Origin of the sequence: Streptomyces hygroscopicus subsp. hygroscopicus (genome assembly GCF_001553455.1) — a bacterium.
Taxonomy (GTDB): Bacteria; Actinomycetota; Actinomycetes; order Streptomycetales; family Streptomycetaceae; genus Streptomyces; species Streptomyces hygroscopicus.
The window spans coordinates 58391-72864 of record NZ_BBOX01000026.1 but is presented as its reverse complement, the minus strand read 5'-3'; the positions used below and the strand labels follow the sequence as shown (position 1 = coordinate 72864).

General features: G+C 64.1%; 9 protein-coding genes and 2 pseudogenes. 4 read left to right on the top strand and 7 right to left on the bottom strand.

Going from position 1 to position 14474, the window contains the following annotated elements:
- Positions 1-242: 242 nt before the first annotated feature.
- The 3 genes and pseudogenes from AXW62_RS03995 to AXW62_RS45410 all read right to left on the bottom strand — a co-directional run.
- Positions 243-2081 carry a serine/threonine-protein kinase gene (locus AXW62_RS03995; protein ID WP_060943261.1) on the bottom strand — a complete coding sequence of 613 codons (1839 nt, stop codon included), beginning with the start codon at positions 2079-2081 and terminating at the stop codon, positions 243-245.
- 654 nt (positions 2082-2735) lie between these two features.
- On the bottom strand, positions 2736-3701 hold the full coding sequence (locus AXW62_RS03985; protein ID WP_060943286.1) for a PIN domain-containing protein: 966 nt from the start codon (positions 3699-3701) through the stop codon (positions 2736-2738).
- A 278-nt stretch (positions 3702-3979) separates the two neighbouring features.
- Positions 3980-4138 (bottom strand): annotated as a pseudogene (locus AXW62_RS45410) (transposase family protein); the annotation flags it as partial.
- Between the two features lie 236 nt (positions 4139-4374).
- On the opposite strand from AXW62_RS45410, the gene AXW62_RS03980 reads away from it, so the two are divergent.
- From AXW62_RS03980 to AXW62_RS03970, 3 genes are all read left to right on the top strand, one after another.
- The gene (locus AXW62_RS03980) at positions 4375-5211 is read left to right on the top strand and encodes a hypothetical protein (protein WP_159060808.1); all 837 of its coding nucleotides are present in this window, start codon (positions 4375-4377) and stop codon (positions 5209-5211) included.
- Positions 5212-5278: 67 nt separating this feature from the next.
- On the top strand, positions 5279-7420 hold the full coding sequence (locus tag AXW62_RS03975; RefSeq protein ID WP_159060807.1) for a CHAT domain-containing protein: 2142 nt from the start codon (positions 5279-5281) through the stop codon (positions 7418-7420).
- Entirely contained in the window at positions 7417-7767 is a 351-nt protein-coding gene (locus AXW62_RS03970) for a hypothetical protein (RefSeq protein WP_060943257.1), read from the top strand. Before AXW62_RS03975 ends, AXW62_RS03970 begins: the two co-directional genes overlap by 4 nt.
- A gap of 123 nt (positions 7768-7890) precedes the next feature.
- Here the strand turns inward: AXW62_RS03970 and AXW62_RS03965 are convergent, their stop codons facing one another.
- From AXW62_RS03965 to AXW62_RS03955, 3 genes are read right to left on the bottom strand one after another with little or no spacing between them, the layout of a single operon-like run.
- Complete coding sequence (locus AXW62_RS03965) at positions 7891-9840, bottom strand: DUF3732 domain-containing protein (RefSeq protein WP_060943256.1); 1950 nt, start codon at positions 9838-9840, stop codon at positions 7891-7893.
- Positions 9837-10328, bottom strand: a complete 492-nt coding sequence (locus tag AXW62_RS43735) for a three component ABC system middle component (RefSeq protein WP_060943255.1) — start codon at positions 10326-10328, stop codon at positions 9837-9839. Before AXW62_RS43735 ends, AXW62_RS03965 begins: the two co-directional genes overlap by 4 nt.
- The gene (locus AXW62_RS03955; protein WP_159060806.1) at positions 10325-11533 is read right to left on the bottom strand and encodes an ABC-three component system protein; all 1209 of its coding nucleotides are present in this window, start codon (positions 11531-11533) and stop codon (positions 10325-10327) included. The genes AXW62_RS43735 and AXW62_RS03955 overlap by 4 nt, the downstream gene beginning before the upstream one ends.
- A gap of 501 nt (positions 11534-12034) precedes the next feature.
- On the opposite strand from AXW62_RS03955, the gene AXW62_RS03950 reads away from it, so the two are divergent.
- On the top strand, positions 12035-14224 hold the full coding sequence (locus AXW62_RS03950) for an ATP-dependent nuclease (protein WP_060943253.1): 2190 nt from the start codon (positions 12035-12037) through the stop codon (positions 14222-14224).
- A 96-nt stretch (positions 14225-14320) separates the two neighbouring features.
- Here the strand turns inward: AXW62_RS03950 and AXW62_RS42400 are convergent.
- Positions 14321-14473 (bottom strand): annotated as a pseudogene (locus AXW62_RS42400) (ISL3 family transposase); the annotation flags it as partial.
- Between the last annotated feature and the right edge of the window lies 1 nt (position 14474).

Sequence of the window (14474 nt, the reverse complement as noted above, 5' to 3'; positions counted from 1 at the left end):
GCGCGGACGCTCGGGGCTGACCCGCTGGGGTGATACGCCGCCCACCGGGGGGCGGGTCACCCGCTCTATTTTTTGGGGGGCGTGTGCAAGGACATCGTCGACCTGGTCCCGCAGAGCCGAGGATGTCGGTTCGATTGCTGTGGCGAGCAGTGCCGGGCCACTGGCCAGCGGTGTGAGGACGGCGCATTCATCCCGGAGCCCTCGCGGAGGAGGACGGGGCTGCGGCGAACGCCCATCTCGGGTTACGCGGTGATGGTGTCCAGGAGCTCCAGCGGAACGGGGGCGCGTGTGCTCACGGCGTTGATCAGCTCGGTGCCGAACGGGCCCGGGAGGGGCATTCCGAAGCATTCCGCGGCCAGGTCCAGCAGCACCTGGTGGCTGAAAGGCGGGTCAGGGTTCGCTGCTCTCCGGGCACGCGCGGTCGTTCCGGGGAGTGGGGCCTGCCGGTACCTGCTGAAGCCACTGCTTTTATGTACGCGGATCCACAGGTCGGCGCGGTCGATGGCACTGGCCATGAGGGTCCGGCCGTCTTCCTGGTCGGGCTCGGACTCGCGAAGATAGGCGGCCTCTTCCTTGCGGGCCCGTTCCAGGAAGTGTTCGGCCCCGGCCGGATCGGCCCAAGATGTTCCCCGGCGGAGCGAAATGGCGGCCAGGCCCTGGATGAAGGCCCATTGGAAGGAGAGCATGGCGAGGGTCCTCATGGCCTCGTCCATGTCCCTGTCCGACGCGTTCTCGGCGATATGGATCAGGGCCTGCTCGCGTGCGAACGGATCCGAGATGCTGCCCAGCCAGGACATGGCCAGCTTTGTGTCCCGGGTACGGATCATCAGAGAGGCCCATGCCTGATCGGCCTCCTTCCCGAGTGGACGACGCCGGACCGCCGCCACCTCGCGGTTCAGGTCGAACCAACCCGACAGTTCGAAGATCTTGCGCACGACCCACTCGATGTGGCCGAACCGTTCCGTCGCTGCGGCCACCAGGCTCGACAACCGTCGTGGTGCCAAGTTGTGCCAGCACAGGAACAACTCGCGGAGCGCGGACATGAACCCGGCCGGATCGGATTCCAGTTCCCACATTCGTGACTCGGCGGCCTCCACCAGTTCCAGGGCGAGCGCGGGGCTCACCCGGGTCGCCAGACGGGCCGCTTGGGCAAGAGTGAAGACTTCCGTGGAGGTCCTGACTCGCGCCAAGAGCCCGGCGACGAGCGGGCCCTCGACCGGGTGGCCGCCGAGCGCCTGGGCTACGGGGAGGATCCCGCCGGGCAGGTCCCGGATCCGTGACAGCACCGCCGACACTTCTCGAGCCGAATCCGGGCGCCGTGCCGGGTCCTTCTGCGGCAGCACGGCTACGAGCCGGTCCAGTTCGAAGGGGACGTCGGCACGCCGGCTCCGCAGTGGGGGTGCCATGTCCTCGGAGTGCTGGCGCATCAGGGCGTACGGGAGACCGCTGAAGGGAGGAGACCCGGTGAGCAGCGTGTAGAGCACGCACCCGAAGGCATACAGGTCGCATCGGGCATCGACCTGGGCGCCACGCCACTGTTCGGGAGCCATGTACGACGGAGTACCGAGAAGCAGTCCCGTCACCGTCAGGCCGGTAGTCGAGTCGGCGGCACGGGCGATGCCAAAGTCGCAGATCCGCACGCGTCCGTCGACCTCGCGGAAAAGGTTCGCGGGCTTGAGGTCTCGGTGCACGACTCCTTCCTCATGCGCGGCAGCGAGCACTTCGGAGACCTTCAAGGCCAAGTCCACGGCATCATGCAGCGGCAGGCCCCCGGGCATCCGATCGATCAGCGCACCCAGGTCCGAGCCCTCGAGGAGTTCCATAACGATGAATGGCTGCCCTGCGTCCTGCCCCGCGTCGTACACGGGGACGACTCCCGGGTGCCGTATCCGCGAACCGATCCGGGCCTCGCGGCGGAACCGGGCCACAGCATCCTCGTCCCCAATTTCGGCCAGCAACAGCTTCACGGCCACGAACGCACGCGATTCCAAGTCGTGAGCCTTCCACACCTCCCCCATGCCTCCGCGGCCGATCAGTTCGATGAGGTTGTATCTCCCCGTCACCTGCTCGCCGGCTCGCACAGCACCCCCAAGTCCCAGCCCATCCGTCCGCAAGCGTACCCATGACCGCTCGCCCACGGTCCCCAGCAGACGCACTGGATGCCCGGCATAGCTCCCGCGTCAGAACCGACCTAGGAAATGGCCACGCTCCTGAGACAGAAGCATGGCCATCGGTGTGAGACAGAGCAGAGATCGGTAGGTCACAGCATTGGTGCATGCCGAGCGCAAGAAGATCCCACAACCAGCCTACGAATGCTTCGGGCGCCCCGCATACACGCTCGGGGCACGCGCCTCACGCTTGGAGCATGGTCGAGGGGCCGCCCGTGGTTGTGTACCCGGCCGCCGAGGCTGGCGGCCGGCGCGTCCGCGTCGGCGCCCAGTTCGTCGGCATGGCGTACATGCTGCTGGACGTCGCCGAGTCTTGCGCTGCGGTGGCCTGGACGATGTGGAGCCAAGCGACGTGGCCAACCTCCGGGAAGACGACCTCACCGCCCAGCTTCGCCTTGCGCCCCGGCGCTGGGGGCGGCGCCGCTATTGACGACGATGCTCAAGCGCTCGGTTGAGCGCTTCCGACCAGTCCTTCTCGCCTATATCGTCGGCAATCTCCGGCGTGTCGCTTGCCATGCCTGGGATGGTGACGGCAGTGGCGTCGGATTTGGCCCGCGCTCGTCGTGCTTACCTGGGAGACGGTTCACCTGACTCGACGTCACGGGCCGCCTGCCGCTCGCGTCGCTTCGCCCGGGTCCCGTTGCCCGGCTTGTCCTCGGCTTCCCAGTCGGGTTCCGGCCCAGGCCCCTTCGCTGGCACCTTCGTCACCTTCAGCCCGGCCGCCCGGCCGCGGGTGTGTTGACCGGTGTCGCACGTCAGCAGCCGCACCTCGCGGGCGGAGAGAGCCTGAATGGCCACTGCCCTGTCAATGATCTCGTCGTCGGTGATCGGGAGACGTACGTGGCCGGGCCGGTCCAGGACGATCTCGACGTTCACCTCGCCGCGCCACAGGGCCGGTTCGCCGTTGAGATCGGCGTAGCGCAGGATGCCGAAGGTGGAGCCGTTCAGGACCTGGTCCAAGCGGCCGAGCGTGTGTGAGGCGCGCCAGCGCGATCGGTGCTTACCCGATTCCTTCAGGGCGTCCAGCTCATCTACAACAGCGATAGGGAACAGCAGCCGGATGTGCTCAGCTGGCGGCAGTCCAAGAATCTTGTGCAGGTCCACCTCGGAGAGCCTGTCGGGGTTCTGAATGTAGAAGCTGGAGTCCGCGACTACAAACCACTCACGCCCGGTCCAGCGCTCTATCTGGGCGTTGAGGGCCACAAGGGCGTCTTCGAAGGCTTGGATGCGTTCGGCCACCTCAAGATTGATCAGCCCGTTGACGAGGCGTTCCTGAGAGCTTCCAGCGAGTGTGCCGCAACTGCTCAGGAGGGACTGGTAGCGGCGGGTAAGAACGAGGCGGTCGATGTCATCGTCGCTGATCTGGTGGCCAAGCACGCCAGCGGTGTCGGTGGCCCAGCTGAGGTACCGCATGAGCCGGGAGAAGGCCGTTTCAGGTCCGGCCCCTTGGAGGTTGCTGGCCGCAGTGTGGGCGTCGCGGAGCGCGCCACGGATGCTTCTGCGGTCGGCGCCGGGGCGGGGTGTGATGAGCATGCGCTGATCCTGCCAGGAGGGCACCGCACAGCGGTGCCCTCCTGGCAGCAGCGCTTTGCTTGCTCTTGCCGGAGATAAGCCTGTCCCGGTCCCTTGCGTCCGACGGACGGCCGCCAGACCCGGATCTCGGTGCCGCCGATGATCCCGGTCCTCTCGCTGGCGCCGAGGTGGTCGACGACCTCTGCCAGAGTCCGTAACCGCACTCCGGCAGTGACAGTGCAGCCTCGCTCGGCCAACAGGGGGCGCACCTCCTCGATGGACAGGGTGATGGTGGAGGGGTCCACCCCGAACCAGCAGTCCAGCACGTCATGCGTGACTCCATGACGGAGGTGCACCAGCGTGGCCAAGCTGGTCGACGAAGACCAGCCGATGCTTCGCACCGGCGCCCACGGCCCGCTTGCGTGGTCGTGTCGCGAGCCTGGCCTGGTGCCGTTCATGCCACAACGGCCCTACCTAAGTAACGAGTTCAGCGATCACGCCGGTCGACAGACTGGTGATTCTCCGATCGTAGATGATCGCTGCACGAGTCTCGTTCCCCACCACACGACCATGATCGACGATCCAGAGCTCGACGTCTCACCGCTTACCGTGCACGACCTCGTTAGTTACCGGCACGGGGTCGACGGAGCAGCCACCCGGTTCACGCTGCAAGCCCTCCCACAATGTGGATAGCATGAAGAGAGAGAAGGAATCAGGATGGGTTCGGCGGGAATCCCGCACGCGGCCCAGCCCGCGTCCAAGTTCGCCGCTTTCGGAGATGATCGAAATGAGCGGCAGTAGTGCGTATACCGATCAACAAACTTCCACCCTTGCAGCCGCCGCTGAAAAATTCTCGCAGTCGGGCGACCGAGGCAAGGAAGCTGCAGCCCGATTCGAGCTCGGCAGATACCTGTTTCAACTGCAACGCGGCGGCGCAGCGTTCGAACAGCTTCGCAGGGCAGCGGAAATCTTCGAGCAGGATGAGCTCGCGACCCCGGCGGCCCAGGCTTTCCTGGGCAGTGGGCACGCTCTGACAGTCGACGGCCGACAGGAGGAGAGTCTACTGTGGTTTGACCGAGCCATTGGCCAGTTCGGCCAGGCGGAGGACCAGGCCGGACGCCTGGAGGCCTCGGCGGCCAAGCTGGAAACATTGGCCGACCTGAACCGTTGGTCCGACACCGATCTGAGCAACCAGCTCATCGCCGCGACCGAGCACACCGACAGTCTGCGTTTGCTCACATTTCGATTGGTGGCCTTCCGGTATCGGACGCAGGCGCAGCTGGCGGCCGGAGACCCCATGGGATCCCTCGCTTCGGCCGCTCAAGCCGCGGACGTCGCAGGCCGACTGGGGGACCGCCGCACCGAGGCGACCTTCCGGCTGGTGCTCGCGCACAATCATCGGATCCTGAAGGACTTTGACTCGGCGGCCGAGGAATACGAGCAGGTGCTGGACTTGGTGCGTGGTCTACCCGGTGCTGCCGACCTCGAAGAGGAGGCAGCGAAGGGCTTGGGGGCGACGCTGGATGACTGACGTACGAACGGCTGCGGACCGGTTCCTTGAGCTAGCGGAGCAGTACGCAGCCTCCGGGAACACCCGCATGGAGGCGCAGTGCCGCTATCAGCGCGCGCAGAGTCTGGGTCGTGGCCGGAAAGTCGCACAGAGTCTCGTACAGTCCGGCAATACCTCGGCCCTTCTTGACCTGCGGAAGGAACGTGCGGCGGAGTACGAGCACGCGGCTGAACTGTTCCGCACGGTCGGATTGGTCGGGGACGCGGGACGGTGCTGGTACCAGGCCGCCTATGAGTACAACTGGCTCGGCCTGCTCCGACCCGAGTATCGCGAAAAGTGCTACTCCATGTGCGGAATAGCAGCCGAATACCTCGGCGCCGCCGACGACTGGTGGGGAAGGGGGATGGCCGAATTCCTGGCTGGGCAGGCCCTTCGGACGGACGTGGTCGGCGGCTCGCCGGACCCTCGGAGCATACCCGCCCTCAGCCGTGCGGCAGAGGCCTTCACGCGCGCGGACCGCCCGGTGGAGTCAGCGGCTGCTGGAATGACGGCCGCCGTCACGCTGACGCAGGCCGGCGGCACGGAGTGGATCACCGGTGCGGTCGATGCCCTACACACCTATGAGCAGGCCCGGCCGAGCCTTCGAATACCCAGGGACCGGGAGATCAACGATCGGACCATCATCGCCAACGGAACCCGCGTCCTGACCAGCAAGGTAAGCAGGTCGGCGGCCACCATGGGGCAGCATCCGCTGTGGCAAGAGCTCATCTGGCTGCTCAGCGAGGCGCCCAAAGGACGCTCGTTTCAGGACCAACACCTCCAGGACGACACCTGGAGCCGGCTGGCCGCCGACGACGGCACCCTGTCGGATCTGATGACGCGCAGAAAGGATCTGACCCGAGAACAATCCAACCTCCAGCAAATGATCAAAGCAACACTGATCACGCGCTCCGACGACGAAGTCCAGGTGATGAAGGAGAGGCTCCGTCGCAAGGAGCACGAGCTGGAGGACATCGACCGGCAGGTAGCCAGACGGTTCCAGCACATCTATCACGACACACCAGAGCGGATTGAGCTGCTCAGCACCTCTCCCGTGACCCCCGAGGACCTGCAGGCCAGCCTAGAGCCGGGCGAGGCGTACATCAGCTATCGGTGGAACGACGGCGCTCCCCTGCGCACCGTCGTGACCCGGAATAGTGTCACCGCCGGGCTTGCCAGGGGCGTCACCTCGGAATTCGCCACCGCGGCCGTCAAAGCTGGTCGCCTTGGCGAGGTACTGCCCAGCAGCGCTTTCCCTAGCGCAGATCGGCTACTTGGGCCGGTCTCGGACGATATAGACACGCTGATCATCTCTCCCGATTCACTTCTTGTCGGCGTTCCGTGGCACCAGGTACCGAGCCCGGACCCGTCCAATTCCAACCTCACGCTCGGTGAGCGCTACACGATCACTGTCGTACCAGCAGCGGGCATTCTGCGTCATCTGCGCGCCTATCGTCCACGCTCAGAACCAAGCAGGCGGGACTCTGCTTATCTGGGTGTGGCCTGTGACGGAGGGGGTGAAGGCCTCGTCTTCGTGGACCAGGAGGTGGAGACCACCAGGTCGAACCACTTCGCCGATGACCCCGGGTCCGGGTTTCTCGGGACTGCCGATTGCGGCAGGTTCCTGGAGCACGGGTGCAGCGCGGGACTGCTGCACCTTGCGTGCCACGCTGAGCCTCAGGGGCTGTTGCTGTCCCTCAACGGCACCTGGACGAGGCCCACCGACCTTATGAACGTCCCCGGACGCACCTTCGACGCCGACATCCTCTTGCTGACCGGATGCAGCGCTGGCGACTTCTCAAGGGAGGAAAACAACGAGTTCCTCGGAGTTGTCCGCCAGTTGATTGTGGTGACCGGCGCCAAGGCCGCCGTGGTCAGCATGGCCCCTGTTCCTGACGCGGCCGGCGTACTCTTCGCCGACCTGTTCGTGTGGGCTCTGAACGGCAAAGGCCCGGACCGGCCATGGCGAACACCCGACCGGCCGCTCGCGGTCGGTCCGGCGGTCGCTTGGGCACGACAGACCATGCGCCGCCGACTACGCGTAGATGATGTCAAGGCTCTCATCACTGGCTGCGAGCACCCGCGACCGACGCACGCATCCTGGTGGTCCCCCTGGTTCGTGGTGGGCGACCCCAGAGCAAGCACAAGCCACAGACCCCCTGAACGGATGTGGCTGGGAGAGCACCAATGAACTACTTCCTGGATCTAAAGACCGACAACACTAAGGCCTTCATCTCTGCCATTGAGGCGGACGCGAAAGCGGCCGGTGCGGCAGACGCACCCGTCTCCGACAACGGCATAGCCCTGCGTGGTGATCCGGAGAACAAGCCGCGAGGGGAAGACCAGTTGGTAACTCTCCTGCTGACGATCCCTGTCGGGATCACCGTTGACGTGGCCGCCGATCAAATCAAGAGCTACCTCCGCCGGAAGCGCGGCATCAAGGAAGCGAAAATTACCTGGACAGAGGAAGCCCTAGATGCCGACGGCAACGTTGACGCGATCCCGAGAGAGCAAAAGGTCGAACTCGACGAATCCTGACTGCTGCCGCGTAGCCGTCAAATGAGACCTGCAATGCGTTTGCTCGGACGTGCCACGGGAGATGGCGCAGGCGTTCGGTCTCCTCGGGCGGCATGTGCCTGCCATGCGGCTCTACCCAGCAGGTCACTCGTCGGAGTCGTAGGTGATCCAGTGCTCAGGGACGAGGGCTTCTCCGTTGCTTCGCTTCCATCGTGCACGAACAGCACTGCGGAAGGGTTCGTCATCCAGGTCGGCGTGTTCAAGGACGATGACCTGGAAGGCGCCGGCGAGGGACTCGATGCTCAAGTGGATCGTCTCGTAGAGGTTGAGCAGCGTGGCCCGGGCGGACCCGAACCCTCCGCCGCGAGTCTCATCGGGGAACCCTGCCTGCGAAGGCTGATCGAGGATGAGAAAGCGCGGAACCGGGCTGTGGATCTCGTTGAACCACTCATGCAGGCTCAGCATGGTCGCGATGTGGTAACCCAGATAGTTATGCCCACTGCCCATTTCGGGCATCTTGACGGGTCCGCGTCGCGTGTCGGCGATGAGAGTCAGTGCTCGAGGGTCCAAGCGGATGGGATCGCTATGGTGCTCCAGTTCCAGAGCAACGGCTTTGGACTGGATTTTCTGGTTGACGAGGGATAGATAGCTGCTGAGTAGGTCCTCCTGAGCGCTGTTGCCGAGCCGTTCTTCGAGCGAGGCGATCTCCATGGCGAGTTCCTCACGACGGTCTTCCACGGGATCCTGGGCATGACGGGCCATAGTGTCCAGGAAAAGGCTGATGCGTCCCTGGACTACAGCTGCCCGGTGCTGCGGATCCTCCTGGGCAGCTGCCCGCTGGCCAGCACTCAGGACCTCGATCTCCTCCTGGTTGCGAGCCAGCGCTGACCGCAGATCCGCGAGTGCACCCTCCTCGTCCGCGATGCGCGCATTGATGTCCGGTGTCGCCTCTCCCATCGCGGACATCTCAGCATCCAGGCGTTCAAGGTCTCGCCGCATGATCTGGGCTACCTGCCCGGCGTCTGACGCGTGACTGCCGCACACTGGGCATAGCTCGCCTTGCGGCGTCATCTCCGAGTGAGCTCGCTGCAGAAGGCCGAGCGTGGCAAGTCGAGCATGCTGCTCCTGTACCTGGCCGAGGAAGTCGTCCTTTTCTCTAGCGATGGTCTTGAGGTTGGATATCCGTACGCGGGTCCGGGAGTAGGCCTCACGCAGGTCGCGCCGCGTCGCGTTGAGAGCAGACAGCGGGTCCTCGCCCGCGGGTGGCTCCGCATCAGGAACGGTTGTCTCGACCGCTTGGCGCAGTCGGTCAACAATCTCGTCGTTGGACAGTAGACGTCCTGCCGGGGCGGGGGTCAGCAGGTTGGCTTCGACGGCTTCCCCGTGCAGGCCGGCCGCCGTCCCTGAGGCGTGTTGGAAGGGACGGGCTGCCCGCAGGTGCTCCTGTTGTTCGATCAGTTGCCGACGTAGGAGCCTGAGGCGGTGTTCAAGCTGGGCGCGTTCGGGATCCACGGCTCCTAGGAAATACGGGAGCATCGCTCGCAGAGCGGGGCGATGGAAGTCGTCCATCTGACCGTGAAAGAGAAGGTCCTGATTGGCGACCTCGTTCTGCTCCTGGAGGCAGAAGAACAAGCCGTGCCGCACGGATGGGGAGAGCTGGCGGGGGCTGCGTGCCACGGGCAGCTGCACGGAGGGGTCGATGCCGGTGAACCTAGACAGAACCTTCTTGGCGACATCCAGCGGCATGGAGAAGGTCAAGTTCGCATAGTCAGGCGGGGGCGCTCCGTGCGCCTGGGAGACGATGCAGAAGGTGGTGTTGGTTGCCGCCTTGCCGACGGGCGCGGGACGTGCCACGAACAGCTGCTCGTCGCCCTTGGCGATGGTGAGCGCGAAGACGTGCACGAAGTTGCGGAGTGCCGCTCCCCGGATGACGAAGTCGTCGCTGCCCAGGCAGTAGTCGACGATGGTCAAGAGGGCGCTCTTTCCGCGTCTGGAGTCCCCCGTGATGATGTTGAGTGAGCCTGTCTGGAACGGAACTGTGCGAATCTCGCCATCCCTGCTGTAGATGGAGATGGCGCGGATCTGGAACGTCAAGGCCGGACTCCTAGCAGGGTCATGACGGTGCTTATGCTGCCGGCGCTGGGTAGCCAACGCCCCAGCAGCAGCGCGGCCTTCTGAACGGCAGTGACATCGTCGCTGCCGCCGGTGATGGCCTTCTTCAAAGCTTTGCTGGGCACGTGGAGGTGCCCCTCTGCATCGCACGTCAGCGTGCGTGTTTGCAGGGCCATCAGCAGACCGGGGCGGACAACATCTGCGATTGCCGTCGCGTTCAGGGTCATCGACGCGCGCACGTCCGGATGTCCCTGCACCCAACGGTGCAGTCCGCTCGCGGTTGAGCGTGGCAGCGCGGTGCGCACCGTCGGCTGCAGGGCCATGACCGCAGCGAGGGTCGCGATGACGACTGGGCATGGCGTGGCGAACTCCGTTTGATGCCCTTGCACCGCACGAGCCACGACCAAACCCGTGAAGGCGGGGTTGTAGATGGCGCGCTCATCGCGGCTGAGGGTGCTGAACTCACTCATACAGATGTGGTCTCCACAGGCTCCAGCACGGCCATGAGGCGAGCGACGAAGTCCATGTGCCAGCCGATCTTGTAGTCGTCGGCCAGTATGTGGAATGAGCCTTTGGCGACGAACGGCTCATCGCACTCAGGGCGGATGCGCCGCTGGGTTTCGGTCATCGCCCACCGGTAGATCCTCGTGGCTGCGGCGATCTTCTCTGCTTCGGCCGCCTCGGCGCCGAGGGTGTCCACCATGTCGTCAAAGAGCTCCTCCCACTCCTCGATCAGGCGCCGCTCATAGCGGCTGAGCTCTCTCGGCAGCAGAAGGTTCTCATTCAGCCATCGCGAGCGTTGGGTGACAGCCCTCATGTAGTCGCGCACCGCGCGGTTCACCCGCCTCGATCCCAGCTCAATGAGCTCCAGCTGCCGTACGAATGGCTGGCCGGAGTACTTGGCAAGGTCCGCTTCCATCTCGGCGATGTCCTCGTCAATGGGCAGGTTCGTCCTCCCGAACTGGTTGCGCAGATCGGAAAAGACCGCGTCAAAGTCCAGCCCAGTGATCGCGTCCGCGCCGCCAGCGCGCAGTTGCTGGATGCTGCGTCGGAAGAACCATCCCTCCAGGCGGACTAGGAATGATGCGGCGTGCTCACGTCCCACGGCCGTGATCGCCGCCTGCCGTAGCTTCTGCTCGACGGCATCCACGTCGGGGGCGTTACCGATCACTTGGATCTTGGACACCATACGCACCAACTGTGGAGGCTTCAGGAGATCGAATGCCGCGAACGCCTTCGCAAGGGACTCACTCTTGGAGGTCCTGCGGGTGGTCTTCAGGGATTCCAGGGCGTTCTGTTCGTCCCGTTGCCGGGAATCCGTCGGCTGCAGCATGCTGCCTACAGACCCATCGGGCAGCTCCGCCGTGGTGAGCAGGATGAGATCGGTCTGATCGAGGTCGAGTTGCCCGCCGTGGATAGCGTGGGCCCAGATGCGCAGGGTCTTCCACAAGTCCGTGCTTGCGTTGGTCATCTTCGTGCCAGGGGCACGGTGTTTGAGCTGGTAGTACGTCCGCCCGTATCGGCGGACCTCCTCGATGTCGTCGCCCGCCTCGATGGCCAACGCCCAGTCAAGATCTCCGAGACGGCTCACACATAGGTGGAGGGCTTCACGTAGTTGGTACACGTAACCGAGCGCTGAAGCCGACGCCTCAAAATCGGGTTCCCGCTCAGCCATTTCTAACCCCCTGCAGACCCAAGCTCACCGTGAGTGACCCGATCTTGCCACGTACGGTCCATGGCCAACACCCCCTATGCCCGACGACGTTCGCGATAACGAAGTCTGCTGACCACATCTTGTCTGTCCGACACTTGTCCAGCCGTGCGGACCCGATAAGCAAGCGGACGAGGCATAACAAGCTGACTGCGGACGGCGACCTGTACACCCCCCGTCTACCCCTTCCCGGGCGTCATGGGAGGCGAACCCATGGAGCAAGCACCCACGCCCATGCCTCGAACAGGCAAGTAGCCACTGGCCGACCTCCCGTAACGGCTCCAAGCCATGCATTCATCACCTTCGCCACCGGTCGCGCCCTCTCTGGTCACGCGACCCCCTTCGGCTTGAAGGTGGCCCAAATCCACTCACTCCCGACATGTCAGCCGATCTCGCTTTATCCCGGTGGCGATGCCACGCGGGTCTCTACGCTGATCGCTCGGCTTGAGCATCCTCTGGAGCACCATGCGCCTCGAACACATCAGGATCGACAACTTCCGCGGACTGAGCCATGTGGACATGTCGTTCTCCCACTTCGGCTGCCTCATCGGCGAGAACAACGTGGGGAAGTCCTCCGTGTTCCAGGCCCTCAACATGTTCCTTCGCTCGGGCTCTGCAGTCGACACCGACTTCTTGAACCCCTCGCTGCCCATCCGCATTCAGCTCACCTTCGCCGGCATCGGCACAGCAGACCTCAAGCGCCTCGAGGAGAGTCACCGCTCACGCATCGAGCCGGTGGTCGCGGACGGACGACTGACCCTAGCGCGAACGTACGCGGGGGCCGGGAAGGGCACAATTTGGGTGGTCCGGAAGGTGCCGAGGGAGGCCCGGTTCCACAACGGAGCCCTGAAGGAGGTCCTCCGGCCCAAGATCACCACCGAGGAGCTTGGGGAGAGCGTTAAATTCGCCTACCCGGAGATCTTTGCCAAACTGACGGGCAAGATCACCCGTACCGCCGTTGAGCGAGAATGGGCCGAATGCGTCGGTGCGCTTAGGGACGACGAGTACACCACTGGCGATGACCCACTGATGACCGGCTTGGACAAGTCGGTCGCTCCCCTGCTGCCGGAGCCCATCTACATCCCGGCCGTGAAGGAACTCAACGACGACCTCAAGACCAGCTCCACTGCGACGTTCGGACGCCTGCTGTCCATCTTGTTCGAAGACATCGAGCATCAATTACCTCAGCTGGAAGCATCCTTCGAACTGCTTCGTAGCCAGCTGAACGTCGTTTCGGAGGAGGACGGTAGCGAGTCGGACGGTCGGCTACCGGAGGTCCGCCAGATCGAATCGCTGATCCAGCACAATCTCCAGGAGTCCTTCCCTCGTGCACGAGTACGCCTGGAGATTCCCCCGCCGCGCCTGCGTAGCCTGCTGGAGGACGCCCAGATCACCGTCAACGACGGCATCAACGGCCCGTTCAAGACCAAGGGTGACGGCCTGCGCCGGTCGGTGGCCTTCGCCATCCTGCGAGCCTACGTGGATATGAAGACCTCGAAGCCAACACAGCCAGACAGTGCCCAACAGCCCTGCTTGTTGCTGTTCGAGGAGCCCGAGGTGTTCCTGCATCCGCAGGCGCAGCGCCAGCTCTTCGAAGCCCTGACCGTGTTTTCCAACTACAACGATGTCCTGGTCAGCACACACTCATCGGCATTCTGTGCGCCAGGGGCGACCGGCACCTTTGTCAAGGTTGTTAAGGACCACACGCTGGAACCCCCGGCCAGCCGGACCTTCGTGATCGACCTGTCCGACATGGACGCCCGCGATCAGTTCGAGATCATCACACATGAGAACAACGAGGCGGCCTTCTTCGCCACCTCCGTACTCCTCGTGGAAGGGCCGAGCGACCGTACTCTCATTCCTCACATCGCGCGCACCCTCAGCCCTCAGTGGGACTTCGACAAGCACGGTGCTGCGATCGCCAAGGTCGAAGGCAAAGGCAGCATCGAGCGGTACCGCAGCTTCTTCCAGCGCTTCGCGATGAGGGTAGCGGTCGTAGCGGACCTAGACGCGCTGCTTGACGGGTTCGAAAAACTGGGCGCGAGCAGCCGGCAACTGCGTGACCGGGTCGTCTCTAAGGTCAACGAACTGCTGAAGAACGAGGACGTCGCGGTATCTGCCAGCACCCTCAAGAGTCTCAGTAAGAACGGTAGCGCTCGGGCTTTGTGGGAGCATGCACAGCTCAAGAGCGAAGAACACGCACAAGGTCTATGCGAGTTCGAGGAAGTGGACGCAGCCGTGAAAGCGTTCTTTGCCCGCTCCGCCTATGGAACCAGCCGGCGGATTCTCGAAGAAGCCGATGACCCGGAGCTGGCAGAGATGAAGCTGGAACTGCTCAGGACGCTTCGCCACGAAGACATCTATGTCTGGGAGCGAGGGGCGATCGAAGCCTACTACCCCGAACTCCAGGCCAACGAGTCGAACAACAAGAACGACCGGGCCCGCATGTTCTGCGAGCGCTACACTACCGCCGATGCCATCCGCGGGCTTCCGGTATTCAAGGAATCGATTGCTTGCGAGTTCGACCTCATCTTCCAGTCGTTCTTTGGCACACCCCCACTGCAGCCAACAGCAGTGGAGGTCCCTCGGCAGACCCCTTCGAATCAGCGAGAATCTCTACTCAAGATCTCACCCGAGGTCCAGGGGTATCGCTAGAACGGTGTGAACGAGGTTCTGCCTTTCTGATCACCTGCGGGCCCAATTGACCAAAGAGACAAAACCTAGGCGGAGCCACACGCGGCACAAACCGGCTCATCGCATTTGAGGGTGTAGATGGGATCTGAATCCACCGGTTTCAAGCGAGCTCCGGGCGATGTAGTTGGTGAGGTTCCGGAATCCCAGGACGGAGCCGCGGAGGTGCTCCAGGCGCCCGTTGATAGCAAGCGTCCCTCCTTGCGAAGGACCG